Annotated in this window: 24 protein-coding genes and 2 tRNA genes; 19 read left to right on the plus strand and 7 right to left on the minus strand. The window is 35.3% G+C overall.

Features of this window, described 5'->3' with window-relative positions; translation table 11 throughout:
- Positions 1-33 precede the first annotated feature (33 nt).
- A complete protein-coding gene (locus tag CLV00_RS05335) occupies positions 34-1,515 on the plus strand; it encodes a helix-turn-helix domain-containing protein (RefSeq protein ID WP_099714163.1) in 1,482 nt (493 codons plus the stop codon).
- Positions 1,516-1,591: 76 nt separating this feature from the next.
- Here CLV00_RS05335 and CLV00_RS05340 read toward each other — a convergent pair whose 3' ends face one another.
- On the minus strand, positions 1,592-2,953 hold the full coding sequence (locus CLV00_RS05340; protein ID WP_099714164.1) for a hydroxymethylglutaryl-CoA synthase family protein: 1,362 nt from the start codon (positions 2,951-2,953) through the stop codon (positions 1,592-1,594).
- Positions 2,954-3,322: 369 nt separating this feature from the next.
- Here CLV00_RS05340 and CLV00_RS05345 point away from each other — a divergent pair, with 369 nt between their 5' ends.
- From CLV00_RS05345 to CLV00_RS05355, 3 genes are all read left to right on the plus strand, one after another.
- The gene (locus tag CLV00_RS05345; RefSeq protein WP_099714165.1) at positions 3,323-3,988 is read left to right on the plus strand and encodes a succinate dehydrogenase cytochrome b subunit; all 666 of its coding nucleotides are present in this window, start codon (positions 3,323-3,325) and stop codon (positions 3,986-3,988) included.
- 12 nt (positions 3,989-4,000) lie between these two features.
- Positions 4,001-6,001, plus strand: a complete 2,001-nt coding sequence (locus CLV00_RS05350; protein WP_099714166.1) for a fumarate reductase/succinate dehydrogenase flavoprotein subunit — start codon at positions 4,001-4,003, stop codon at positions 5,999-6,001.
- Positions 6,002-6,087: 86 nt separating this feature from the next.
- Entirely contained in the window at positions 6,088-6,834 is a 747-nt protein-coding gene (locus CLV00_RS05355) for a succinate dehydrogenase/fumarate reductase iron-sulfur subunit (protein WP_099714167.1), read from the plus strand.
- A 109-nt stretch (positions 6,835-6,943) separates the two neighbouring features.
- Here CLV00_RS05355 and CLV00_RS05360 read toward each other — a convergent pair whose 3' ends face one another.
- Positions 6,944-7,507, minus strand: coding sequence for a hypothetical protein (locus CLV00_RS05360; RefSeq protein WP_099714168.1), 564 nt, complete (start codon positions 7,505-7,507; stop codon positions 6,944-6,946).
- A 71-nt stretch (positions 7,508-7,578) separates the two neighbouring features.
- Between CLV00_RS05360 and CLV00_RS05365 the strand changes: the two genes are divergently transcribed.
- Positions 7,579-8,349 carry a nitrilase family protein gene (locus CLV00_RS05365; RefSeq protein WP_099714169.1) on the plus strand — a complete coding sequence of 257 codons (771 nt, stop codon included), beginning with the start codon at positions 7,579-7,581 and terminating at the stop codon, positions 8,347-8,349.
- A gap of 2 nt (positions 8,350-8,351) precedes the next feature.
- Here CLV00_RS05365 and CLV00_RS05370 read toward each other — a convergent pair whose 3' ends face one another.
- Positions 8,352-10,016 carry an Ig-like domain-containing protein gene (locus tag CLV00_RS05370; protein WP_099714170.1) on the minus strand — a complete coding sequence of 555 codons (1,665 nt, stop codon included), beginning with the start codon at positions 10,014-10,016 and terminating at the stop codon, positions 8,352-8,354.
- A 210-nt stretch (positions 10,017-10,226) separates the two neighbouring features.
- Between CLV00_RS05370 and mce the strand changes: the two genes are divergently transcribed.
- The 3 genes from mce (at position 10,227) to CLV00_RS05385 (ending at position 11,234) form a co-directional block, all read left to right on the plus strand.
- Entirely contained in the window at positions 10,227-10,628 is a 402-nt protein-coding gene (gene mce / locus CLV00_RS05375; protein WP_099714171.1) for a methylmalonyl-CoA epimerase, read from the plus strand.
- A 142-nt stretch (positions 10,629-10,770) separates the two neighbouring features.
- A tRNA-Ile gene (locus CLV00_RS05380) sits at positions 10,771-10,844 on the plus strand.
- A 159-nt stretch (positions 10,845-11,003) separates the two neighbouring features.
- Positions 11,004-11,234 (plus strand): hypothetical protein, encoded by a 231-nt coding sequence (locus tag CLV00_RS05385; protein WP_099714172.1) that lies wholly within the window; start codon positions 11,004-11,006, stop codon positions 11,232-11,234.
- Positions 11,235-11,266: 32 nt separating this feature from the next.
- Here CLV00_RS05385 and CLV00_RS05390 read toward each other — a convergent pair whose 3' ends face one another.
- A complete protein-coding gene (locus tag CLV00_RS05390; protein WP_099714173.1) occupies positions 11,267-11,854 on the minus strand; it encodes a riboflavin synthase in 588 nt (195 codons plus the stop codon).
- A 58-nt stretch (positions 11,855-11,912) separates the two neighbouring features.
- Between CLV00_RS05390 and pdxA the strand changes: the two genes are divergently transcribed.
- From pdxA to accC, 6 genes are all read left to right on the plus strand, one after another.
- Positions 11,913-12,962, plus strand: a complete 1,050-nt coding sequence (pdxA, locus tag CLV00_RS05395) for a 4-hydroxythreonine-4-phosphate dehydrogenase PdxA (RefSeq protein ID WP_099714174.1) — start codon at positions 11,913-11,915, stop codon at positions 12,960-12,962.
- Between the two features lie 85 nt (positions 12,963-13,047).
- The gene (locus CLV00_RS05400) at positions 13,048-13,590 is read left to right on the plus strand and encodes a DUF177 domain-containing protein (protein WP_099714175.1); all 543 of its coding nucleotides are present in this window, start codon (positions 13,048-13,050) and stop codon (positions 13,588-13,590) included.
- Positions 13,591-13,599: 9 nt separating this feature from the next.
- Entirely contained in the window at positions 13,600-13,794 is a 195-nt protein-coding gene (gene rpmF / locus CLV00_RS05405) for a 50S ribosomal protein L32 (RefSeq protein WP_007137315.1), read from the plus strand.
- 173 nt (positions 13,795-13,967) lie between these two features.
- The gene (locus tag CLV00_RS05410) at positions 13,968-14,966 is read left to right on the plus strand and encodes a beta-ketoacyl-ACP synthase III (RefSeq protein ID WP_099714176.1); all 999 of its coding nucleotides are present in this window, start codon (positions 13,968-13,970) and stop codon (positions 14,964-14,966) included.
- Between the two features lie 23 nt (positions 14,967-14,989).
- Entirely contained in the window at positions 14,990-15,469 is a 480-nt protein-coding gene (accB, locus tag CLV00_RS05415; protein WP_099714177.1) for an acetyl-CoA carboxylase biotin carboxyl carrier protein, read from the plus strand.
- 98 nt (positions 15,470-15,567) lie between these two features.
- Complete coding sequence (accC, locus tag CLV00_RS05420; RefSeq protein WP_099714178.1) at positions 15,568-16,914, plus strand: acetyl-CoA carboxylase biotin carboxylase subunit; 1,347 nt, start codon at positions 15,568-15,570, stop codon at positions 16,912-16,914.
- Between the two features lie 69 nt (positions 16,915-16,983).
- Here the strand turns inward: accC and CLV00_RS05425 are convergent, their stop codons facing one another.
- The gene (locus CLV00_RS05425) at positions 16,984-18,897 is read right to left on the minus strand and encodes a S9 family peptidase (protein ID WP_099714179.1); all 1,914 of its coding nucleotides are present in this window, start codon (positions 18,895-18,897) and stop codon (positions 16,984-16,986) included.
- Between the two features lie 211 nt (positions 18,898-19,108).
- Between CLV00_RS05425 and CLV00_RS05430 the strand changes: the two genes are divergently transcribed.
- Together CLV00_RS05430 and mtgA are read left to right on the plus strand one after the other, a co-directional pair.
- Positions 19,109-20,221 (plus strand): FAD-binding oxidoreductase, encoded by a 1,113-nt coding sequence (locus tag CLV00_RS05430; protein WP_099714180.1) that lies wholly within the window; start codon positions 19,109-19,111, stop codon positions 20,219-20,221.
- Positions 20,221-20,967, plus strand: a complete 747-nt coding sequence (mtgA, locus tag CLV00_RS05435; RefSeq protein WP_099714181.1) for a monofunctional biosynthetic peptidoglycan transglycosylase — start codon at positions 20,221-20,223, stop codon at positions 20,965-20,967. The genes CLV00_RS05430 and mtgA overlap by 1 nt, the downstream gene beginning before the upstream one ends.
- A 140-nt stretch (positions 20,968-21,107) precedes the next feature.
- On the opposite strand, the gene CLV00_RS05440 is transcribed toward mtgA, so the two are convergent.
- Positions 21,108-21,362 (minus strand): GIY-YIG nuclease family protein, encoded by a 255-nt coding sequence (locus CLV00_RS05440; protein ID WP_099714182.1) that lies wholly within the window; start codon positions 21,360-21,362, stop codon positions 21,108-21,110.
- Positions 21,363-21,410: 48 nt separating this feature from the next.
- Positions 21,411-21,487, minus strand: a tRNA-Ala gene (locus CLV00_RS05445).
- Between the two features lie 125 nt (positions 21,488-21,612).
- Between CLV00_RS05445 and CLV00_RS05450 the strand changes: the two genes are divergently transcribed.
- The 3 genes from CLV00_RS05450 (at position 21,613) to CLV00_RS05460 (ending at position 23,978) form a co-directional block, all read left to right on the plus strand.
- On the plus strand, positions 21,613-22,380 hold the full coding sequence (locus CLV00_RS05450; RefSeq protein WP_099714183.1) for an enoyl-CoA hydratase/isomerase family protein: 768 nt from the start codon (positions 21,613-21,615) through the stop codon (positions 22,378-22,380).
- 376 nt (positions 22,381-22,756) lie between these two features.
- Entirely contained in the window at positions 22,757-23,221 is a 465-nt protein-coding gene (locus tag CLV00_RS05455; protein WP_099714184.1) for a 6-carboxytetrahydropterin synthase, read from the plus strand.
- 4 nt (positions 23,222-23,225) lie between these two features.
- Complete coding sequence (locus tag CLV00_RS05460) at positions 23,226-23,978, plus strand: UDP-2,3-diacylglucosamine diphosphatase (RefSeq protein ID WP_099714185.1); 753 nt, start codon at positions 23,226-23,228, stop codon at positions 23,976-23,978.
- Positions 23,979-23,980 lie beyond the last annotated feature (2 nt).

Below are 23,980 nucleotides of genomic sequence, written 5' to 3' on the forward strand. Positions count from 1 at the left end.
GGCGAAAATATTTTTTTAGTATATCTTTGAGATATGAACATAGAAAAGGATTATATCAAGTTAATTTTTGGATTAAAACTGAAGCAGGCTCGTACCAATAAGAATCTGTCATTATTTGGTTTGGCAAAAATCACAGACCTTTCAAAATCGTATTTGAACGAAATAGAAAAAGGAAAAAAATATCCTAAAACGGATAAAATCATTCTGTTGTCTGAAAAACTGGATGTTTCTTATGACAATATGGTTTCGTTGAAACTGGATAATAATTTGGCACCTATTGGAGAAATCCTGAAATCTGGTATTCTAAAAGAGATTCCTCTGGAGATTTTCGGGATTCAGGAAAATGATCTTATCGATATTATTGCCAATGCTCCTGCAAAAGTCAATGCGTTTATCAGCACGATTATTGAGATTGCGCAACATTATAATTTGACAAGAGAGAGTTTCTTTTTGGCTTCGTTGCGTTCGTATCAAGAAGCGCATACAAACTATTTTGAAGATTTAGAGCAGAGAGTGTTGCAGTTTTCCAAAGCGTTTCATGTAAATATTGACACCAAGATTTCGATTGAAGAACTCACAGCGATATTAATTGAGGAATACGGGTATACGATAAAAGAACTCGTTTTTTCTGAGCAAGAACAATTGGGGGATTTGAGATCGATATTTGTACCAAAAAGCAAGACGCTATTGCTTTCATTAGATATTGACGAGCCTCAAAAGGCATTTATTCTAGCTAAAGAAATTGCGTATAATTACCTTGAGATTACCGAAAGGTTATATACGTTCAGTTGGATTAAGTTTGATAATTTTGACCAAGTCCTGAATAATTTTTATGCTTCCTATTTTGCCGGAGCGTTGCTTATTCCAAGGCAAAAACTGATAGACGAACTGAATTTATTTTTGTCAAAAACTGACCCGAAGCCTCAGGAAATGATTGCTTTGATGAGCGGATTTAATGTTTCGCCTGAATCGTTCTATCAAAGATTGACTAATATTTTACCAAAAGATTTTCAGTTGAAGAATCTCTTTTTCCTGCGATTGTCTCATCAGATAGGAACGGATACGTATCAAATAAAAAAGGAATTACACATTACCAATCAGCAGGAACCGCATGCGAATGAAATGAATGAACATTACTGCCGAAGATGGGTTTCTATACGTACTATTGAGGAGTCTTTGAGGCAAAAGAAAAATCATTTTTTTGATGCGCAAATTTCCAGTTATGAAAATAGTAAAAATGAATATCTTGTTTTTTCATCGGCAACGCCGGATCCGTTTAAAATAGATTGTATTCGTAGTATTTCGGTAGGGATATTGATTACACCGGGAATGAAGAAAAAATTCAAGTTTATCGAAAGTGATTCGATCAAGAGACAGGTTGTTGGGGTTACCTGCGAAACTTGTGCTGTTAAAAATTGTTTGGAAAGAGCTTCACCTCCAATTCATTTAGAACAAAAAATGCGCAATGAAAACACAGATTTAATTGTGCAGCAATACATGACAAAATTCAGTTAAACATATTCTGTATTTAAATAAAAAAGCACCGAAAGTTCAACTATGAATTATCGGTGCTTTTTTGTTTAAGTAAAAATTAATCAACCCATTTGTAATAACGAGCGCCAATTAAATTTGGAATTTCATTTTCAATTCGGTCCAAAGTCCATTCGTTTTTAGGCGTTTGAATGCTGGTTTTTTGCTCCTTTTTATGTAGTTTGTTGTAGGTGTCAAAATCAATTTCGAAGCTTTTTTCTATTGTTTCAAAAAGATTGACACCAGCAATTGCTAATTTCCAGTCCGGTTGAATCGTTCCTTCAAAAACTTTCGATTTTGAACCACTTCCGTAGGCCAGAAAGCCAAATTTACTGCCGCTTATTTCTTTTTCAGTATCGTAAAAATGAGCCAAAGTTGATAGTAATCCCATGAAAATAGAACCTGTGTATAAATTTCCAATTAATGAAGAAGCAATTTCTGCGGGCATTAATTTTTCGTTTACAAATTCCTTGTAGGCTTCTGATTTACTAATTTCTTTTAGTTTATTTTGGTATTCTGATGCGTCTTCATCACCGGAAACAATTGTATTGGATGCGTCCAAAGCATATATTTCAGATAGCATTCGGCGTCCCTGAAAAGCATAAGGCAAATGCATGACGATGCTTTTCCAGGAATCGTAAACAGTTTCGGTGGTGTTTTTTAATTTTTTGAATGAAAAATACGCATCTCTGGTTCTGTCCATGTAACATTGATTCGAATATTGTCCGTCAAAAACAGGTTGGTCTTTGTGAATTTCAACTTCACTTTCTAAGTTTTCAAACCATGGTTCGTTAGTTGAATTTCCAGTAATTGCTGTTTTCGAAATCGTTCGGTACGGTTTGAAAAAGTCAAAAACTCCTTTTGTGCTGGTTGCCCAATTGTTTTCGAAAGCAATGATTCTTGGATTTGCAGTAATCAACATTGCCAAAGCTCCGGCGCCTTGCGTGTATTCTCCGGTAGAGTTTAAATCGTATTTTGCAAAATCAGTTGTGACAACAATTGCTTTTTTTGTTGGATTCAATTGTATAAAATCAATACAGTTTTGCATGGCATCAACTCCGCCAATACAGGCAAATGTAAAATCAACCACATCGCATTCTGATAAAGTGTCTTCTCCAAATTTTTGTTCCATCAATGCAATCAAAAATGAGCTTATTGGTTTTGAGCTGTCAATAGCGCTTTCTGTTCCTATATAAATTCGGGTGATTTCATTGAGGTTGATGTTGTTGTCTGAGATTAATTTTGTTAATGCATTGGCGCCAAAAACAACTGTATCTTGATGTGTGTCCGGCAATGTCATTTTGATTAAACCCAGTCCTTTTTCTAGTTTTTCGGGTTCGATATTTCTGGCTTTTGCCAAAGTGTTTATAGGTAAATGTATTTTTGCAACATCAAAAGAGATGGCGTCAATTCCTGTTTTCATTCTTCAATTTTTAACGTGTAAAGTTAAAAACGCATTGTCTCGATACAATTATTTTAGGGACATAAAATCATCGTGCTGGGTGTTTTTATTGATTTGGAAATAAAGAACAATAAAAATTATTGAATTAGTAATTTCGAGCTGTTTGAGGACTGGTTTTCGGTCAATTTCGTGGCGTATTATTTAAGATTTTTTTCTTTTTTGTTTAACTGTTTTTCGGGCTGTTTTTGGATTTATGTTTGATATTTAAGGATTTCTTGATATTTTGTGTAAAACACTTTAAAATCATTATAAATAACAGCGAAAAGGTTGTAGTTACTGTCTAATTGCTTTATTTTTGTAGAATTTTTTAAAACAAATTATATAAATCTTATGGCAAAATCTGCATTATTGAAATCGTCAATAGCAAAAAAAGTAGCTATGGCACTTTCAGGACTTTTTTTGATGTTGTTTCTAGCACAGCATTTTTTTATCAATATGACATCGGTTTTTAGTTCCGATACTTTTAATTCGATTTCTCATTTTATGGGAAATAATCCATTAGTTCAATTCGTAATACAACCTATTTTGATTGTAGGAGTGGTTTTTCACTTTATCATGGGTTTTGTTTTGGATTTCAAAAACAGAAGTGCCAGACCAATTGCATATGCAAAGAACAACGGAGCGGCAAATTCTTCTTGGGCATCAAGAAACATGATTATTTCCGGTTCAGTTATTTTAGCATTTTTGGCATTGCATTTTTACGATTTTTGGGTTCCTGAAATGGTGTACAAATATGTAGATGTTAGTCCATTGGATGAAACAAGGTATTTTCATGAGCTAGTGGCCAAATTTGAAAGTCCAGTTCGTACAGGATTGTATATCTTGTCTTTTGTATTGTTAGCGGTACACTTAAACCATGGATTTAGTTCTTCTTTTCAATCAGTAGGATTTAATAATAAATATTCTAAAGGATTGAAAAATTTCGGATTAGGATTTGCTTATGTGGTTCCTTTCGGATTTATTTTTATTGCGCTTTTTCATCATTTCAATCATTAATATTCAATTATAATGGCATTAGATTCAAAAATTCCGAATGGTCCAATTGCGGACAAATGGACAAATTATAAAGATCATATTAATTTAGTAAACCCTGCTAACAAACGTAATTTAGATGTAATTATAGTTGGTACAGGTCTTGCTGGAGGTTCTGCTGCTGCAACTTTAGCAGAATTAGGATATAACGTAAAAGCTTTTTGCTTTCAAGATTCACCACGTCGTGCACACTCAATTGCTGCACAAGGGGGAATTAACGCTGCAAAAAATTATAAAGGAGACGGAGACTCTGTTCACAGATTGTTTTATGATACTGTAAAAGGTGGAGATTACCGTGCTCGTGAGGCTAACGTACACCGTTTGGCTGAAGTTTCGTCTAATATTATTGACCAATGTGTGGCACAAGGTGTTCCATTGGCTCGTGAATATGGAGGATTGTTAGACAATCGTTCTTTTGGAGGAACTTTGGTTTCTCGTACTTTTTATGCACAGGGACAAACAGGCCAACAATTGCTTTTGGGTGCTTACTCAGCAATGAACCGTCAAATAGGTCGTGGAAAAGTAAAAATGTACAACCGTCACGAAATGTTGGATTTAGTAGTCGTAAACGGAAAAGCAAGAGGAATTATCGCTCGTAACTTAGTTACCGGAGAAATAGAAAGACACTCTGCTCATGCTGTTGTTATTGCTTCTGGAGGATACGGAAACGTTTTCTTCTTGTCAACCAATGCAATGGGATCTAATGCTACTGCAGCTTGGAAAATCCACAAAAAAGGGGCTTTCTTCGCAAATCCTTGCTACACACAAATTCACCCAACTTGTATTCCAGTCTCTGGAGAACACCAATCGAAATTGACATTAATGTCAGAATCATTGCGTAATGATGGGCGTATCTGGGTTCCTGCAAAATTAGAAGATGCGCAAGCTATTCGTGAAGGAAAGAAAAAAGCAACCGATTTATCAGAAGCGGAAAGAGATTATTTCTTAGAAAGAAGGTATCCTGCTTTTGGTAACTTAGTGCCTCGTGATGTAGCTTCTCGTGCTGCCAAAGAAAGATGTGATGCTGGTTTTGGAGTAAACAAAACAGGAGAAGCAGTTTATTTGGATTTTGCCGCAGCTATTCAACGTTACGGAAATGAGCAAGCTTATGTAAAAGGATTGGATACTAAGGACACTAAATTAGTAACTAAATTAGGTACTGAACTTGTAAAAAGTAAATACGGGAACTTGTTCCAAATGTATTATAAAATTGTAGATGAGGATCCTTATACTTCTCCAATGATGATTTACCCTGCGGTACATTATACAATGGGAGGTACTTGGGTTGATTATAACTTACAAACTACAATTCCGGGTTGTTTCTCTATTGGGGAATCAAACTTCTCAGATCACGGAGCTAACCGTTTAGGAGCTTCGGCTTTGATGCAAGGTTTAGCTGATGGCTATTTTGTATTGCCTTATACAATAGGTGATTATTTAGCTCCAGATATTAAAATGGGAACAATTTCTACAGATTTACCTGAGTTCGTAGCTGCTGAGAAAGCGGTTAAAGACCAGATTGATAAATTCATGAACAATAACGGAACACATTCAGTTGACTATTTTCATAAGAAATTAGGAAAAATTATGTGGGACAAAGTTGGAATGGCTCGTAATGAAAAAGGACTTAATGAAGCAATTGTAGAAATTGCTGCTTTACGTGAAGAGTTTTACAAAGATGTTAAAGTTCCTGGAACGGATAAAGGTTTCAATCAAGAATTGGAAAAAGCGACTCGTGTTGCCGATTTCCTTGAATTGGGTGAATTGTTCGCTAAAGATGCCTTACATCGTAACGAATCTTGTGGAGGACATTTCCGTGAAGAATACCAAACCGAAGAAGGTGAAGCGCAACGTGACGATGAAAATTTCGCTTACGTGGCAGCATGGGAATACACAGGAAAACCAAGTGAAGCTGTTTTGCATAAAGAGCCGTTGGTATTTGATAACGTGAAATTAGTTCAAAGAAGTTATAAATAATAGTCTATTGTCTAACGTCTAAAAGTCAAATGGCTCAATGTCAATCGACTTTCGACTTTCGACTTTATGATTTTCAAACTAAAAATATGAAACTTACATTAAAAATATGGCGTCAGAAAAATGCCGCTGCAGAAGGAAAAATAGTTGAATATCCGATAGATCATATTGAACCAGACATGTCGTTTCTTGAAATGCTTGACATTTTGAATGACGAACTAATCATGAAAGGGGATGAGCCAGTTGCATTTGATCACGATTGTCGCGAAGGAATTTGCGGAATGTGTTCTTTGTACATCAATGGTGAAGCTCACGGACCGGACAGAGGTGTTACAACGTGTCAATTGCACATGAGAATGTTCAAGGATGGTGATACTATTTTTATCGAGCCATTCAGAGCTAAAGCTTTTCCTGTAATTAAAGATTTAGTTGTTGACAGAAGTTCTTTTGACAGAATTCAACATGCGGGAGGATTTATATCTGTAAATACATCTGGAAATACAATTGATGCAAACACAATTCCAATTAACAAGAAAGATGCTGATACTGCTTTTGATTCAGCTGCTTGTATCGGTTGTGGAGCTTGTGTAGCGAGTTGTAAAAACTCATCGGCAATGTTATTTGTTGCTGCAAAAGTATCTCAATATGCTTTATTACCACAAGGACGAATTGAAGCTACCGACAGGGTTTTAAATATGGTTAGTCAAATGGATGCCGAAGGTTTTGGTAACTGTACCAATACTGGAGCTTGTGAAGTAGAATGTCCAAAAGGAATTTCTCTTGAAAATATTGCTCGTATGAACAGAGAGTATATGTCAGCAAGTTTGAAAGGATAATAAGCTAGTCTTAAGGTCCAAACTCTAAGGCCGAAAGATTAAAAAAAAAAACGCATTCATTAAGTTGAATGCGTTTTTTTATGACTAAATGTTAGGTTTCAGCATTTTTTTAGTCTTTCCATCCCCAAGGTGCGGAAGGTGTTGGAACTGTTTTTGTAATGTCAAATTTTACGGTAAACAATCGGTCTGAACCGATACGTCTTAGGTTATAAGTAAAAGAAGTTTCGTCTAAAGTAATCCACCAGACATTTGCAGCGGCATTTGGGATTAAATCACAAGTTTGTTGATCTGCGGGGAAAAACTGAAGTGTAGATGAACCAGAATTAGAAGTTGTTCCGCCGTATTGTGTGACTTTATCCTCGGAACCATCTTCGTGGCGGTGGTCGTGTTTCAATTGAATACGGTCATTTTTGTATGATAATACCCAAGTTCTGGATTTATCCTCTCCTACAAAAAACGGAATCCGAATCGTGTTTTCGTCACAATTGCGAATGTGCATTATTAGTTTTTTATCTCGAAAAGTGTCATTGGCAGCGCCTTCTTTTACTTCACCTTCAAATGATTTGCCGCATTGTTTTTGTAAATTTTCCCAAAATTGTTTAGCTCCTGATTTTTCTTGTCCAAAAATCAGAATAGAACATAACAGTGAGCAGACAAGAAGTATTTTTTTCATAAAGTTGTTTTTTGCTAATATAATGAACTTATGGTATTGTGATATTTCTTATTTTTATAAAAAATAAAACAATGCAAGTCATCCTTATCCAAGCTCCTTTAATTTGGGAGAATCCAAAGTTAAATCGCGATTATTTTGAGACCAAAATAAATGAAATTGCTTCGGCAGTTGATTTAATTGTATTACCGGAAATGTTTACGAGCGGTTTTACAATGAGTCCTGAAAATGTAGCTGAAACAATGGAAGGGGAAACAATAACTTGGCTTAAAGGATTGGCGAAAGCCAGAAACTGTGCCATTACAGGAAGCTTAGTTATAGTGGAAAACGGAAATTTCTACAATCGATTAGTGTTTGTATTTCCTTCCGGAGAAATGCAATTTTATGATAAAAGGCATTTGTTTACTTTGGCTGGCGAAGACAAAGTCTATACAAGTGGGGACCAAAAAATAGTGGTGGATTATTTGGGTTGGAAAATTTGCCCATTGATTTGTTATGATTTACGATTTCCTGCTTTTTCAAGAAATTCAGAGGATTATGACGTGTTGATTTATGTGGCAAGTTGGCCAAAAATCAGAACGAATGCTTGGGATGCTTTATTGAAAGCCCGAGCGATAGAGAACATGAGTTATGCGATTGGTGTGAATAGAATAGGAACTGATGCGAATGATTATGAATATATTGGTCACTCGCAAGCAGTCGATTTTCTTGGAAACTATGTCTTGGCACCAGAAGAATCTGAAGGTTTATTTTCAGTGGTTTTAGACAAAGAAAAAATGCTGGAAACTAGACAAAAATTAGGTTTTTTGAACGACAGAGATGCTTTTGAAATAAAAAACAGGTAATTTTAGTTTCGCTTATCGGTTTTCTTGTCTGTTTTCTTTTTAGGTTCAGGAATGTAAGGAATGCTCAAATCAAAAACTTGATTTACATCCCAATTAGCACGAACATCAATTTCCTTGGAAAAATAAATCACTTCTTCGGCTTGGCGTTTTTCTAAAAAATTACCGGAATCCCATTCCTTATTTTTATTGGTGTCATAAATAGCACGTAATGTATAAAGCGCAGGTTCGATTAAATTAAATTCTAATGTGGTGTTTTTTTCGCTGTATTCAGTCGCTAAAACATCGCCTTTTAGATTCGTCAGTTCTACAATGACAGGAAATTGTTTTACATTTTCCAATACCACTGTTAGATTTCCATAATCGGAGTTGTTTCTCGTATTTAGTTTATAGGTCAACGTATCATTCGATTTTTCGAAAAAATCAGTTAACGCTCCAGGCAAAATTTCAAAAGTGTAATTTTCTGAGGGTTCCTTTTTAAAGTCAAAATACAATTTTTGATTAAATTCGTCATATTCAGTGGTAAAAGGCACTGCGGTTTTTGCATTATTGATTAAATTTATTTTAGAATTCTCAATGCGAATTAATGGAGTTGAGCTTTCTAAAGTAAAACGCTCTCGGGATTTTAAGTTCCCGATTTGTAAGGCAGAAATACTCAAAGTGTCTTTTTTCTGGTCTTTTATTTTAAAGGTGAAATTGGCTTCGTATTTGTCTTTGGCTACAGCCAAATTTAGCGAATCTACTTTGATGGGTTTGTACCAAACTTGAAGGGAATCCTTTTTTGGTAATTTAGTAATGATATTGGAAAGGACTTCCGTGTTGTTTTTTAAGATTAATTTTGGTCGGGCAGCAGCAGAATTTACAACGCCTTCATATCCTAAAAACAATCTGTTTCCAGATGCTTGAGTTGGTTTGAACGTTTTGAAAGGCAATATTTCCTTGAATAATTCTAACTCGTAAAGGGTGTCGTTTGGAATAGTGATAAACGCTTTGCTGAATCCAATTTTATCCGTTTTTGGATTGTATTTGTTGTTGCTGTTGTAGTCTTTCATAGCCACAAGAAGATACTTTCCGGCTTTTAGATTCTCAAAACGAAAGGTCTTCAAGCTGTCTAAAGTATTGGTCACATATCTTGGGTTCTCATTATAGACTACTGAATCTTTAAAAGTATCATTCACGTCATAAAGCATAACCGAAACGAATGATTCTACTTCTTTATCATAAGCGCTTTTTACAGTTCCGCCAAGGCTTAAAGAGTCAATATAATCGCCAGTTGAAAACACATATTTGAATTGATTTAACGGATTTCCTTCGTTATTGTCAGCGATACTTTGGCCAAAATTAAAGCTGTAAGTGGTATTAGGGTGTAATGTATCTTTGATTTTTATAGTAATCATTTTGCTTGGAGTGGTAGGCAGAATTGACGGTTCGTATTTCATTGGTGGTGAAATAATCAATTGCTTGTTAAGATTTTTGAGTTTAATGTTCTCGTCAAAAACTAGTTTGATCTCGTTTCCTTTGAAATTTTTGTTGAAATTTTCAGGAAAACTTACTTTTAAAACAGGGGCAATGGTATCTTTCAAACCGCCAGTGATGGAGCCTCTTTTTGCGCATCCAACAATAATTAAAAGCAATAAAAAGAAGGAGTATTTTAAATTGTTTTTCAACATATCAAATCATAATTAGAATCTACAAAATAACAATTATAATTCATGCAATCGAAATTTTTTATAGAATTATTATGAGCGATTTAATTCCGCTTACTTTTTAGAATGCTTCCCTTTTTTTGTTTTTAATGTTTAATTTTACATCAAATAAGTTTTGTTACGGCTGGCTTACTGCTTAAATTTAAAACCAACGTTGAATTGATAGTATAAATAATGAGAAAAATAGAACATATAGGGATTGCTGTTAAAGATTTAGAAGTATCAAATTTAGTTTTCGAAAAGCTCTTCGGTGCTCCGGCTTATAAATTTGAAGATGTAGAAACCGAAGGGGTGACAACTTCTTTTTTTATGAACGGACCCAATAAAATTGAACTCCTTGCTGCAACCAATCCAGAAAGTCCCATTGCCAAGTTTATAGAAAAAAAAGGAGAAGGGATTCATCATATTGCTTTTGATGTTGAAGATATTGTTTCAGAAATAGCGCGTTTGAAAAAGGAAGGGTTTGTAGTCTTGAATGAAATTCCTAAAAAAGGAGCTGATAATAAGTTAGTTGCATTTTTGCACCCAAAAAGCACTAATGGTGTTTTGATTGAATTGTGTCAGGAAATAAAATAATTTAAGTCCATATAAATGAGTAGTATTCTAATATTCAGTTGGTTTCTGTTTGAAATAAGTTAATAATTGAACTATATTAAAATCTAAGTCAAAAATATTTGGAGCAAATGAAAAATAGTAGTAATATTGCACACTCTTAACCGGTCCTATAGCTCAGCTGGTTAGAGCACCTGACTCATAATCAGGTGGTCCCTGGTTCGAGCCCAGGTGGGACCACAAAACCCTTTAAAACATTTGTTTTAAAGGGTTTTCTTTTTTACTAAAAACCAAGTTGGACTAAAACACGTATCTTTGTTATGATGTTAGGGATAAGACTTTCTTATTTGTGATTTTATAGATTTTTTTATTTCAGTAAATTTACTATTTTTGAAGCCGATGAAAATTGAGTCAAACAAATTTTATTTTTTAATCATTTTCCTTTTTGGGATTATGGATGTTTTTGCTGGCCCTGGAGGTTCTGGTCCTCCTGCGCCGACGGCTAAAAAACCGCCACCACCACCTGGATTGTCTATTGATGAAAATAGTGTTATAATAATTGCAATTTCATTATTATTTGGAATTTATATCATTTACACCAATATATTAAAAACAAAAACCCCAATTTAAATTGGGGTTTTTGTTTTTAGTATGGTTACGAGTTATTTGTTAGCGTATAGTCTGGAAACGTATTTGCCAATTACATCGAATTCAAGATTTATTTTTGTGCCAACTTCAAAGGTTTTGAAATTAGTGTGCTCATACGTGTAAGGGATTATGGCTACGCTAAATTCATTTTTTTTAGAATTCACCACGGTTAAGCTTACACCATTTACGGTAATTGAACCTTTTTCGATGGTAATGTTGTTTAATTTTTCGTCGTATTCAAAGGTGTAAAGCCAGCTACCATCGGTTTGTTCTGCAGTAGTGCAGGTTCCCGTTTGGTCTACGTGTCCTTGAACAATGTGTCCGTCAAGTCTGTCGCCAAGTTTCATTGCTCTTTCTAAGTTAACGCTGTCTCCAACTTTCCAATCCGCTAGATTTGTTTTTTTTATCGTTTCGTCTATGGCGGTCACGGTATAGAAAGTATCATTGATAGCGACAACAGTAAGGCAAATTCCGTTATGAGCAACGCTTTGGTCAATTTGTAGTTCGCTCGTAATCGATGAATTCATCGTTATGTGAACATTACTGTTCTCTTTTTTTATTTCTTGGATGGTGCCAAGGGTTTCTATGATTCCTGTAAACATTTCTTGTTTTATTTTACTAAATTTGCACTTCAAAATTAGCAATAAATAACGTTAGGTCATGATGAAAAAAGCAGAAAATATAATCGTTGGGATTTCTATAGGAGATTTAAACGGTATTGGAAGCGAAGTTGTTTTAAAAACATTCGAGGATTCTCGTATGTTAGAGTTGTGTACTCCTGTTATCTTTGCTAATGTTAAGTTGTTGTCTTTTGTAAAGAAAAGTTTTCAATCGGCTTCTTTATTACATGGAATTGATAAACTGGATCAAATTGTTCCTGGAAAGATTAATGTTTTAAATGTTTGGAGAGAAGGAGTTGATTTGAATCTTGGAGTAAATGATCCTAAGGCAGGTGAATATGCTATAAAATCATTTGTTGCGGCTACCAAAGCTTTAAAGGATGGTCTTGTAGATGTATTGGTTACTGCGCCTATAAATAAGTATAATATCCAGTCAGAGGATTTTAAATTTCCTGGGCATACGGATTATTTAGACCAAGAGCTTGAGGGAAATGCACTTATGTTGATGGTTCAGGATAATTTAAGAGTAGGGCTCTTGACGGATCATATTCCGTTAAGTGAAGTGGCTTCTCATCTTACGGAAGAATTGATTAAAAGAAAAATCGAAACGGTAAAGCAATCATTGATACAGGATTTTAGTATTAATAAGCCTAAGATAGCTGTTTTGGGATTGAATCCGCATTGTGGTGATGGAGGTGTTATTGGTACCGAAGATGATTTGGTTATAAAGCCAACATTGAAAAAGATATTTGACAAAGGAACCTTGGTTTTTGGTCCTTTTGCTGCGGATGGTTTTTTTGGAAGTAGTCAATATGAGAAGTATGATGCTATTATAGCGGCCTATCACGATCAAGGATTAATTCCTTTTAAAACATTATCTTTTGGTAATGGCGTGAATTATACTGCGGGTTTGAATAAAATAAGAACCTCGCCGGATCATGGTACTGCATACGATATTGCTGGAAAAGGAGTGGCTGATTTTAACTCATTCAAAGAGGCTGTATATCTTGCAATTGATATTTATCATTCGAGAAATCAATATGCCGAAATCAGTGTGAAGCCATTGAAAACAAAAGAAAAACAGTTGTGAACAAAAAAAAGTGAATAACATTATTAGATTTGCAATAATTTTATATCTTTGCACTCCCGAAGTTTAGGGTCAAATTGTTGTTGAAATGAAGAAGACAAAAGATTTTTTAATACCTTTTATAGGATTAAAGCTAGGAAAACATCATTTTGAGTATCAAATAAATAATTCGTTCTTTGAAATCTTTGATTATAATGAATATCAAGATTCAAATATCAAAGTAAATGTAGTTTTAGAGAAAAAAAGTACGCTGTTAGAGTTAAGTTTTAAGCATAAAGGAGTCGTAAATGTACCTTGTGATTTGACAAGCGAAGATTTTGACTTACCGGTTAAAGGCAAAATGAAATTAATAGTTCGTTTTGGCGAGGAATATAATAATGACAATGAAGAATTGTTGATTTTACCTCATGGAGAGTTTGAAGTAGATATTGCACAATATATCTATGAAATGATAGTGTTGTCAGTGCCTCTAAGACGAGTTCATCCAGGAGTTAAAGATGGAAGTTTAAAAACCGAAGCTTTGACTAAACTTAATGAACTGATAGTAAAAGAAGAAAAAAAAGAGAATAAACAAGAAGAAAATATTGACCCGCGTTGGGACAAATTAAAGCAACTATTAACGGATAAATAATATAGTAAAATGGCGCATCCTAAGAGAAAAATCTCCAAAACAAGAAGAGATAAAAGAAGAACACATTACAAAGCTACTGTAGCACAGATTGCTACTTGTCCTATTACAGGAGAAGCGCATTTATACCATAGAGCTTACTGGCACGAAGGTAAAATGTATTACAGAGGGCAAGTTGTTATAGATAAATCTGTAGCTGTTGCTTAATACATTTTTGTAAATGATATTCGAACTCTCACATCGTGAGAGTTTTTTTGTTGTTTATAATTTTCATTAAATAAGAAGTTCCAAATCAAATGAGAATGGAATTTTTTTTGTAATTTTCAAGTCTTTTAAAAATTTTTCAAATGGCAACATTTGACAAAAAATAATCGCATACAATGAATACAATTACAGCCGCAATAACCGCTGTTGGAGCCTATGTTCCAGACTTTGTTTTAACTAACAAAGCTCTTGAGACCATGGTTGACACCAATGACGAGTGGATAACCTCTCGTACAGGAATAAAGGAAAGAAGAATCCTCAAAGAAGAGGGTAAAGGAACTTCTTTTTTAGCAATAAAAGCTGCACAAGATTTATTAGCTAAAGCCAATATCGACCCTCTAGAAATAGACTTGTTGATAATGGCAACTGCAACGCCAGATATGCCAGTTGCTTCAACAGGTGTATATGTAGCAACCGAAATAGGAGCTTTAAATGCTTTTGCATATGATTTGCAAGCTGCATGTTCCAGTTTCTTATTTGGGATGTCAACTGCAGCAGCTTACATACAGTCCGGAAGATACAAGAAAGTGCTATTAATTGGTGCTGATAAAATGTCTTCTATCGTAGATTATACAGATAGATCAACTTGTATCATTTTTGGAGACGGAGCTGGAGCAGTATTGTTTGAACCTAATTATGAAGGATTAGGATTGCAAGACGAATACTTACGCAGTGATGGAATCGGAAGAGATTTTTTGAAAATTGATGCCGGTGGTTCTCTACTTCCTGCCTCTTACGAAACGGTAAGAGATAATAAACACAATATTATTCAAGACGGAAAAACAGTATTTAAATATGCTGTAACTAACATGGCTGATTCAAGTGAATTAATTCTGAAAAGAAATAATTTAACCAATGAAAATGTTGATTGGTTAGTTCCTCATCAAGCCAATAAACGTATTATCGATGCAACAGCAAATAGAATGAATTTAGAAGATTCTAAAGTGCTGATGAATATTGAAAAATACGGAAACACAACTTCTGCGACTTTACCATTAGTCCTTAATGATTTTGAACATTTATTCAAAAAAGGAGATACGATAATTTTGGCTGCTTTTGGAGGTGGATTCACTTGGGGATCTATATATCTAAAATGGGCATACGATAAAAAATAAATTTAAACTAAAAACAAATAATTATGGATTTAAAAGAAATTCAAAATCTAATCAAGTTTGTAGCAAATTCAGGAGTTGCAGAAGTTAAATTAGAGATGGATGATGTAAAAATTACCATCAGAACAACTTTAGAAGGGAATGTAACTGAGACCACGTATGTTCAACAAATGCCAGCTCAAGCTACACTTCCACAAGCAGCAGCACCGCAACAAATTGCTCCGGTTGCAGCAGCTCCAGAAGTTCCAGTAGTAGAAAATGCGCATTATATCACCATAAAATCTCCAATTATTGGAACTTTTTACAGAAAACCATCTCCAGATAAACCAATGTTTGTTGAAGTAGGTAAAACAATTTCTAAAGGTGACGTACTTTGTGTAATTGAAGCCATGAAATTATTTAATGAAATTGAATCTGAAGTTTCTGGTAAAATTGTAAAAATATTGGTTGACGATATGTCTCCAGTAGAATTTGACCAACCGTTATTCTTAGTAGATCCATCATAAGAAATTATAAATTATAAATTATAAATTTTGAATGATGAGTTTTCGTTATTTGAAGTAATTTAAAATTTAAAATTCAACATTTAAAATTTCAAATAAAGATGTTTAAAAAAATATTGATTGCCAATAGAGGGGAAATTGCGTTACGCGTAATTAGAACATGCAAGGAAATGGGTATAAAAACAGTAGCCGTTTATTCTACTGCAGATGCCGAAAGTCTACATGTAAAGTTTGCTGATGAAGCGGTTTGTATTGGACCACCTCCAAGCAACTTGTCCTATTTAAAAATGTCAAATATTATTGCCGCTGCCGAAATTACAAATGCAGATGCAATACACCCAGGATACGGATTCCTTTCTGAAAATTCTAAATTTTCTAAAATTTGTCAAGAGCATGGTATCAAATTCATTGGAGCTTCTCCTGAGATGATTGATAGAATGGGAGATAAAGCTTCCGCAAAAGCTACGATGATTGAAGCAGGTGTTCCTTGTGTTCCAGGTTCAGTGGGAATTTTAGAATCGTATGAGCAAGCCTTACAATTATCAAGAGATTTTGGCTACCCAGTAATGCTTAAAGCAACTGCTGGTGGTGGTGGAAAAGGAATGAGAGCCGTTTGGAAAGAAGATGAATTGTTGAAAGCTTGGGAAGGTGCACGTCAGGAATCTGCGGCAGCTTTTGGAAATGACGGAATGTATCTTGAGAAATTAATCGAAGAGCCACGCCACATTGAAATTCAAGTAGTAGGTGATTCTTACGGAAAAGCCTGTCATCTTTCTGAAAGAGATTGTTCCGTTCAAAGACGTCATCAAAAATTAACCGAAGAGACTCCATCTCCATTTATGACAGATGAGTTGCGTGCAAAAATGGGTGAAGCAGCTGTAAAAGCAGCCGAATACATTAAATACGAAGGTGCTGGAACAGTAGAATTTTTGGTGGACAAACACCGTAATTTCTACTTTATGGAAATGAATACCCGTATTCAAGTGGAGCACCCAATTACAGAGCAGGTTATTGATTATGACTTGATTCGTGAGCAAATTATGGTTGCTGCTGGAATACCTATTTCGGGTAAAAATTACTTGCCACAATTACACGCGATCGAATGCAGAATTAATGCAGAAGATCCTTATAATGATTTCCGTCCGTCTCCGGGGAAAATCACAACATTACACATGCCAGGTGGACATGGAGTTCGTTTAGATACTCACGTGTATTCAGGGTATACTATTCCGCCAAATTACGATTCAATGATTGCAAAACTTATTACTACTGCTCAATCTCGTGAGGAAGCCATTAGTAAAATGAGAAGAGCATTGGATGAATTTGTAATCGAAGGAATAAAAACGACAATTCCGTTTCATAGACAATTGATGGACGATCCTCGTTACATAGCAGGAGAGTACACAACTGCATTTATGGATACTTTCAAAATGAACGATCCGGAATAGTAAAATATTCAAAATATAAAAAAACCTCACTGAAAAGTGAGGTTTTTTGTTTTTCATCGATATATAAATCTACAAAGTTTCTTTCAACCATTTGAAAAATTCACTTTGCCAAACCTGAGCATTCTGAGGTTTTAATACCCAATGATTTTCTTCTGGGAAATACAAGAATCTACTTTTTACTCCTCGCAATTGTGCCGCTTGAAAAGCTTCTTGTCCTTGTCCAGTTGGTACACGAAAATCTTTTCCGCCTTGAATAATTAAAATAGGTGTATTCCATTTTTCTACCAGCGTCATTGGATTGAATGTTGTGTAAGCTTTTTGCGCAACAGCATTATCTTTTTCCCAATACGCACCGCCAAAATCCCAGTTGGTAAAGAAAACTTCTTCAGTAGTTCCATACATACTTTGGGTATTAAAAATACCGTCATGGGCAATAAAAGTTTTGAATCGGTTGTTGTGGATTCCGGCTAAATAGAAAACAGAATACCCACCGTAACTGGCGCCAACACATCCTAAACGTGTTGCATCAACATATTTTTCCTTCGCCACATCATCAATTGCCGATAGGTAATCATTAATTACTTGTCCTCCCCAGTCTTTACTGATTTGCTCATTCCATTCCACGCCATGACCTTGCATACCGCGACGGTTTGGAGCAACAACAATATACCCATTGGCAGCCATCAACTGTAAATTCCATCGGTAAGAATAAAATTGTGTCAATGGAGACTGTGGCCCACCTTGACAATACAAAAGTGTTGGATATTTTTTTGTGGCGTCAAAATTAGGCGGAAGTACCACCCAAACTAACATTTTTTTACCATCCGTAGTCGTTACATATCGTCTTTCTGTTTTGCTTAACGCCAAAGAATTATAGGTAGCTGTATTGACATTGGACAATTGTTTCCAAGTGCTTTTCTTTAAATTATACGAATAAATTTCCGCCGCATGATTCATGTCGGTTCTCGTTACAATAATGTTGTCACCAGAAAAACCAACTAAATCATTGACATCAAATTCTCCAGTGGTGATTTGGCGAACTTTGATTGCTCCCGAAGCTTCGGGATTGGTCAGAGCCGGAAAATTAACTTCAAATAACTGTTTTGTTCCGTCTATTGGCGCAACAAAAAAGACTTTTTTTCCGTCACTACTCCAGATAAAATGATCGACAGTACCGTCCCAATTTGCCGTTAAGTTCATTTTCATTCCTTTGAAACTAACAATGAGGTCGTTTTTATCGGCTTCATAACCGTCTCGTTTCATTTGTAACCAAGTCAAATTTCCTGTAGGAGAAAATTGTAGAGCTGTATCATATCCTAGATTTTCTTCGGTTCTATTGCTAGTTTTTCCAGTTTCCAGATTGTATTCGAAAATATTGGTGTTGGTAGAAACAGCATAATCCGTTCCTGCTTTTTTCTTACTTACGTAAAGAATGCTTTTGCTGTCTGGTGACCAAATGTAATCTTCATCTCCACCAAAAGGTTTTTGTGGGCTGTCGAAATTTTCGCCTTTCAGAATGTCAATTCCCGTTGCGCCTTCTTTGTTTTCTTTGTAAAAAACATGGTTGTATTTGCCTTCGTTCCAAGTGTCCCAATGTCGATAATTCAAGCCGTCATAGATTTGAACGTCCGATTTTTCCAGTTCCGGATAAAAATCTTTTCCGTGAACTTTTTCGATTTTTACTTCTTCATTGTAAACGATATATTTCCCGTCTGGAGAAATGTTCTTGTCTTTTAATAGATCTTTAGTCTCTTTTACTTCGGTTGGATTTCCACCATTTACGGGTAAAATGTAGAATTTTGTTTCCGATTTGTTTTCTTGAACAGAAGGAGTTGCGACTTTATAAACTATATTTTTTCCATCTTTGGAAATACCTAAAGGAGTTACTCTTCCTAGTTTCCAAAGTAGTTCTGGAGTCATTACATTTTGTGCTATAGCATTTAAACTCATCATTAATAAGGGTATAAGCAGTATTTTTTTCATTTTAATAATTGATTTTTCAAGCTATAAAATTAGCCAATTTAATTTGATGTTTTTTCGTTTTTAACACTTGCTTTTTAGCCCTGATTACGTCATTTAATGTTTATTTTAATTGGAGTTCAGTGAATTTATTTATAACGGATAGCGGGATTAGCTCCTGAAATAAATTCAGAATAAATCCAAAAAATTATTATTTTTATGAAAAAAATTGAACATGGATTTGAGCTATTGGGAATTAAAAAACTGGTTTACTGATGTAGATTATACCATCGTAGGAAGCGGTATTGTGGGCTTGCATGCTGCATTACGCTTGCGCGAAAGATTCCCCGAAAGCAAAATTCTAGTGTTGGAAAAAGGAATGTTACCGCAGGGAGCGAGTACGAAAAATGCTGGCTTTGCCTGTTTTGGAAGCCTTTCAGAAATTATAGATGATTTAAAATCCCATTCAGAGGAAGAAGTGATTCATCTAATCCAAAAACGTTGGAAAGGTTTACAATTATTGCGAAAAAGACTCGGTGACGACACCATAGATTTCAAACCATATGGTGGTTATGAGTTGTTTTTAAAAGACGACGAAAGTTGTTACAGTGAGTGTGTTGGGAAATTGCCCTTCATCAATGAAATTTTAAGACCACTTTTTAAAGCGGATGTTTTTGCCAAGGAAGTAGACCGTTTTGGGTTCTACGGGATACAGGAATATTTGGTTTTCAATCCTTTTGAAGCACAGATAGATACCGGAAATATGATGCAGGCCTTGTTGAAAGAAGCAGTTTCTAAAAATATTTTAATTCTAAACCAACAAACCGTTACTTCTTATTTCGATAAGGGAAATGGAGTAGAAGTGGCACTTGGTGATTTCAGTTTTAGTACCAAAAAAATATTGTTTGCGACTAACGGTTTTGCAAATACATTGACAACTGGAGCTGTTAAGCCGGCCAGAGCGCAAGTTTTAATCACGGAACCCATTAAAAACTTAGATATAAAAGGAACTTTTCACTTGGATAGAGGGTATTACTATTTCAGGAATATTGGCGACAGAATATTATTGGGTGGTGGAAGAAACCTGGATTTTGAGACGGAGAACACAACCGAATTTGGACAAACAGAAATCGTCCAAAAAAAATTGGAACAATTATTAAAAGAAGTAATTTTGCCTAATCAGGATTTCCAAATTGCACACCGTTGGAGCGGCATCATGGGTATTGGTAACAGCAAAAGTCCCATTGTTTCACAATTATCTGATAATGTCTATTGTGGTGTACGATTGGGCGGAATGGGAGTAGCAATAGGAAGTTTAATTGGAACAGAATTAGCAGATTTAGTATAATGGCAACGAAAATAACACCAAAAAAATCAAGACAACCCGTTAAAAAAGAACCTACCTCTCTTATGAGCAAAATAACTCGTTTTTTATTCAAAGCATTGCTATGGTTCTTTGGACTCTCTTTGTTTTTTGTGGTACTATTTAAATTTGTTCCGGTTCCGTTTACGCCTTTAATGGTGATTCGCGCGATTGAAAACAAAACAGCTGGAAAAGAAGTTTTTTTCAGTCACGACTGGGAACCAATTGAAAATATCTCCATGAATCTTCAAAAAGCCGTAATTGCCAGTGAAGATGGAACGTTCCTGAAACACAATGGTTTTGATTTTGTCGCGATGCAAAAAGCATATAAAAGCAATGAAAGAGGTCGAAGAATTAAAGGAGGAAGCACTATATCGCAACAAACAGCCAAAAATGTATTTCTTTGGCAAGGGCGAAGTTATTTGAGAAAAGGACTCGAAGCGTATTTCACTGTTTTAATTGAAATCATTTGGGGAAAAGAACGCATCATGGAAGTGTACTTGAATAGTATCGAAATGGGAAATGGTGTTTATGGAGCACAAGCAGCCGCAGAACATTGGTATAGAAAAGGAGCTTCCAGTCTCACGCCGATGCAAGCAGCAGGAATAGCCGCAATATTACCCAATCCAAGAAAATATTCGGCAACCAGTTCTTCTTCTTATATCAACAGACGAAAAGCTAAAATTGTACGTGTGATGCGACAAGTAGGGAAAATAGATTATTCTAAATAGTTTGTAGCAGTCTTAAAAAGTAATCAAACAATTTCTAAAAATAAAAAACCGTAAACTCTTAATTAAAAGATTTTACGGTTTTGTTTTGTGGAGAATATCGGATTCGAACCGATCACCTTCCCGAATGCTTTCGGGACACTCTATTCAGATGATTCTTTTGATATTAAAAATTCAATATATTTTCTACTTTTCTTCTTTTTGATTTCCATTTCTCTTTGTACAGCCAATGAGCGTGAATCAAAACTTTCAAAATAAACCATTATCCAATCTTTAGCCACTTTTGTGTAAGTACTTCTGCTATTTAAATGGTCATTAAGTCTATTTTCAATATTTTCACAGGAACCAGTGTAATATTTGTCTAAAGTTTTAGAGAAAATGATATAAGTATAAAACATAGGATTTAAAATAAAAAAGCCTCACATCTCTGTAAGGCTTGATTTTACTGGTGGAGAATACCGGATTCGAACCGGTCACCTCTTGCCTGCCAGGCAAGCACTCTAGCCAAATGAGCTAATCCCCCAAACGTGTTCGCAAATATAACATATAAATTTTCCAAAAAGCAAATTTCAAAATACAAATCTATTCTATTTGAAAAAAAGCCAAATCCTCCTTTACTTTTTTTAACTTTACATCAAAATCCCCGCTATGGTATCAGAAAACCCAACAGGTTCGCTCTTCACAACAATCGAAAATAAAATCGCAACCGTTTCATTTGGTCATCCTTCGAGCAATTCTTTTCCAAGAGAATTATTGAATCGTTTAACAAATGAGTTCGCTATTTTAAGCACAAATCCAGCCGTTTCGGTGATTGTTATAGAAAGTGAAGGCTCGGGAGCTTTTTGTGCAGGCGCTTCTTTTGATGAACTTTTGGCCGTTTCTGATGAAGCCGCAGGAACCCAGTTTTTCTCTGGATTTGCGCATTTAATCAATGCGATGCGTTCGTGTTCCAAGCTTATTGTGGGCCGCGTTCACGGAAAAGCAGTTGGTGGCGGCGTAGGAATTGCGTCCGCTTGTGATTATACTTTGGCCACAAAAAATGCATCAATAAAACTATCAGAATTGGCAATCGGAATTGGTCCCTTTGTAATAGAACCTGTAGTTTCCAAGAAAATCGGAAAGACGGCAATGGCCGAAATGACGCTTGCAGCCCACGAATGGAAAACCGCTGATTGGGCTGCAGCCAAAGGATTGTACGCCAATACTTTTGAAACCGTCGAAGAACTGGATGCCGCAATAGCTGATTTCAGCGCTAAATTATCCAGTTATAATCCCGAAGCTTTGCTGGAAATGAAAAAAGTTTTGTGGGAAGGAACGCAACATTGGGATACATTGTTGCTGGAACGCGCCGCGATTTCAGGAAAATTGGTATTGTCTGATTTTACCAGAAAAGCGTTGTCCCAATTCAAAAAGTAATTTTTTCAGGATTTATTCTGTCCCGACGCTTCGGGATATTTAAGGAGCTATTTCCTGCTATCCGTTGCAATCTTTTGTTACCCTGTCAGGGTTCGAAACCCTGACAGGGTAACAAAAGGATTTTCACTCCTATCAGGGCTAGGTCTCAGTGGAATCCGAATATTTTTTTGACTAATTTTCGTTTTGTTTACCATTAAGAAATTAAGTTTCATCAAGATCTTAACTTAATTTTTCTTAATTTCTTAATGGTTTAATTATTATATTTTTTATGATTCTTTGTAAAACTTCGTGTAATAATTCCTTAAAATCGTTTGCCCTACATTTACATCTCATTTCTCATATCAATTTGCTAAATTTGCATCAAAATTAAACTCCGATGAGCAATATCAGAATTACAAAACAATTTAGTTTCGAAACCGGACATGCTTTATACGGTTATGACGGGAAATGTAAAAATGTTCACGGACATAGTTATAAATTGTCAGTAACGGTAATTGGAACTCCAATTACGGATCGTTCCAATGTAAAATTTGGAATGGTGATTGACTTTACGGATTTAAAGAAAATTGTAAAAGAAGAAATTGTAGATCAATTTGACCATGCAACTGTTTTCAACGGAACGACTCCGCATATAGAATTGGCAAATGAATTAATGAGCCGAGGACACCACGTTATTTTGGTAGATTACCAACCAACAAGCGAAAATATGGTAGTCGATTTTTCTCAAAGAATCATCAGCCGATTACCGGAAGGAATCACTCTTTTCTCTTTGAAATTACAAGAAACCGAATCTTCTTTTGCAGAATGGTTTGCCAGTGATAATATGAAATCCATACTGTAACTTCATGCAATTACCCAATAACAAAAAAATATATTTCGCCTCCGACCAGCATTTTGGCGCACCAACACCTGAATTGAGTTTTCCGAGAGAACAAAAATTTGTGGCTTGGCTCGATGAGGTAAAAGGCGATGCCGAAGCTATCTTTCTATTGGGCGATTTATTTGATTTTTGGTTCGAATACAAAACCGTAGTTCCAAAAGGATTTATTCGTATTTTAGGCAAACTCGCCGAAATCCGAGACAGCGGAATCCCTATTTATTTTTTCGTAGGGAACCATGATTTATGGATGGAGGATTATTTTCAGAAAGAACTGAATATTCCCGTGTTTCATGACAATCAAGAATATACTTTTGGAGATAAAACATTCCTTATTGGCCACGGAGACGGAAAAGGTCCCGGAGATTTAGGATACAAACGCATGAAAAAGATATTTACAAATCCGTTTTTCAAATGGCTTTTTAGATGGCTTCATCCGGATATTGGCGTAAAACTGGCGCAATACCTTTCCGTAAAAAACAAATTGATTTCTGGCGATGAGGATGTCACTTTTCTTGGCGAAGACAACGAATGGCTGATTTTGTATTCCAAAAGGAAACTGGAAACCAAGCACTACAATTACCTTATTTTCGGACACCGCCATTTGCCTATGAAAGTAACTGTAGGTGATAATGCCGAATACGTCAATCTTGGTGACTGGATTACGTATTTTACCTATGGCGTTTTTGATGGCGAGAATTTTGAGATTAAAAAGTATTAAGC

It is taken from the genome of Flavobacterium sp. 11, assembly GCF_002754315.1.
GTDB lineage: Bacteria > Bacteroidota > Bacteroidia > Flavobacteriales > Flavobacteriaceae > Flavobacterium > Flavobacterium algoritolerans.

What these genes read in the sequence shown, in the direction of transcription:
- pdxA (WP_099714174.1), top strand. Translation starts at nt 11,913, where the DNA reads ATGATGAAAAAAGCAGAAAATATAATCGTTGGGATTTCTATAGGAGAT.
- CLV00_RS05400 (WP_099714175.1), top strand. Translation starts at nt 13,048, where the DNA reads ATGAAGAAGACAAAAGATTTTTTAATACCTTTTATAGGATTAAAGCTA.
- CLV00_RS05460 (WP_099714185.1), top strand. Translation starts at nt 23,226, where the DNA reads ATGCAATTACCCAATAACAAAAAAATATATTTCGCCTCCGACCAGCAT.
- CLV00_RS05355 (WP_099714167.1), top strand. Translation starts at nt 6,088, where the DNA reads ATGAAACTTACATTAAAAATATGGCGTCAGAAAAATGCCGCTGCAGAA.
- accB (WP_099714177.1), top strand. Translation starts at nt 14,990, where the DNA reads ATGGATTTAAAAGAAATTCAAAATCTAATCAAGTTTGTAGCAAATTCA.
- CLV00_RS05370 (WP_099714170.1), bottom strand. Translation starts at nt 10,016, where the DNA reads ATGTTGAAAAACAATTTAAAATACTCCTTCTTTTTATTGCTTTTAATT.
- CLV00_RS05410 (WP_099714176.1), top strand. Translation starts at nt 13,968, where the DNA reads ATGAATACAATTACAGCCGCAATAACCGCTGTTGGAGCCTATGTTCCA.
- rpmF (WP_007137315.1), top strand. Translation starts at nt 13,600, where the DNA reads ATGGCGCATCCTAAGAGAAAAATCTCCAAAACAAGAAGAGATAAAAGA.
- CLV00_RS05390 (WP_099714173.1), bottom strand. Translation starts at nt 11,854, where the DNA reads ATGTTTACAGGAATCATAGAAACCCTTGGCACCATCCAAGAAATAAAA.
- CLV00_RS05345 (WP_099714165.1), top strand. Translation starts at nt 3,323, where the DNA reads ATGGCAAAATCTGCATTATTGAAATCGTCAATAGCAAAAAAAGTAGCT.
- CLV00_RS05455 (WP_099714184.1), top strand. Translation starts at nt 22,757, where the DNA reads ATGAGCAATATCAGAATTACAAAACAATTTAGTTTCGAAACCGGACAT.
- CLV00_RS05365 (WP_099714169.1), top strand. Translation starts at nt 7,579, where the DNA reads ATGCAAGTCATCCTTATCCAAGCTCCTTTAATTTGGGAGAATCCAAAG.
- CLV00_RS05385 (WP_099714172.1), top strand. Translation starts at nt 11,004, where the DNA reads ATGAAAATTGAGTCAAACAAATTTTATTTTTTAATCATTTTCCTTTTT.
- CLV00_RS05425 (WP_099714179.1), bottom strand. Translation starts at nt 18,897, where the DNA reads ATGAAAAAAATACTGCTTATACCCTTATTAATGATGAGTTTAAATGCT.
- CLV00_RS05335 (WP_099714163.1), top strand. Translation starts at nt 34, where the DNA reads ATGAACATAGAAAAGGATTATATCAAGTTAATTTTTGGATTAAAACTG.
- mtgA (WP_099714181.1), top strand. Translation starts at nt 20,221, where the DNA reads ATGGCAACGAAAATAACACCAAAAAAATCAAGACAACCCGTTAAAAAA.
- CLV00_RS05430 (WP_099714180.1), top strand. Translation starts at nt 19,109, where the DNA reads ATGGATTTGAGCTATTGGGAATTAAAAAACTGGTTTACTGATGTAGAT.
- CLV00_RS05440 (WP_099714182.1), bottom strand. Translation starts at nt 21,362, where the DNA reads ATGTTTTATACTTATATCATTTTCTCTAAAACTTTAGACAAATATTAC.
- CLV00_RS05340 (WP_099714164.1), bottom strand. Translation starts at nt 2,953, where the DNA reads ATGAAAACAGGAATTGACGCCATCTCTTTTGATGTTGCAAAAATACAT.
- CLV00_RS05450 (WP_099714183.1), top strand. Translation starts at nt 21,613, where the DNA reads ATGGTATCAGAAAACCCAACAGGTTCGCTCTTCACAACAATCGAAAAT.
- accC (WP_099714178.1), top strand. Translation starts at nt 15,568, where the DNA reads ATGTTTAAAAAAATATTGATTGCCAATAGAGGGGAAATTGCGTTACGC.
- mce (WP_099714171.1), top strand. Translation starts at nt 10,227, where the DNA reads ATGAGAAAAATAGAACATATAGGGATTGCTGTTAAAGATTTAGAAGTA.
- CLV00_RS05350 (WP_099714166.1), top strand. Translation starts at nt 4,001, where the DNA reads ATGGCATTAGATTCAAAAATTCCGAATGGTCCAATTGCGGACAAATGG.
- CLV00_RS05360 (WP_099714168.1), bottom strand. Translation starts at nt 7,507, where the DNA reads ATGAAAAAAATACTTCTTGTCTGCTCACTGTTATGTTCTATTCTGATT.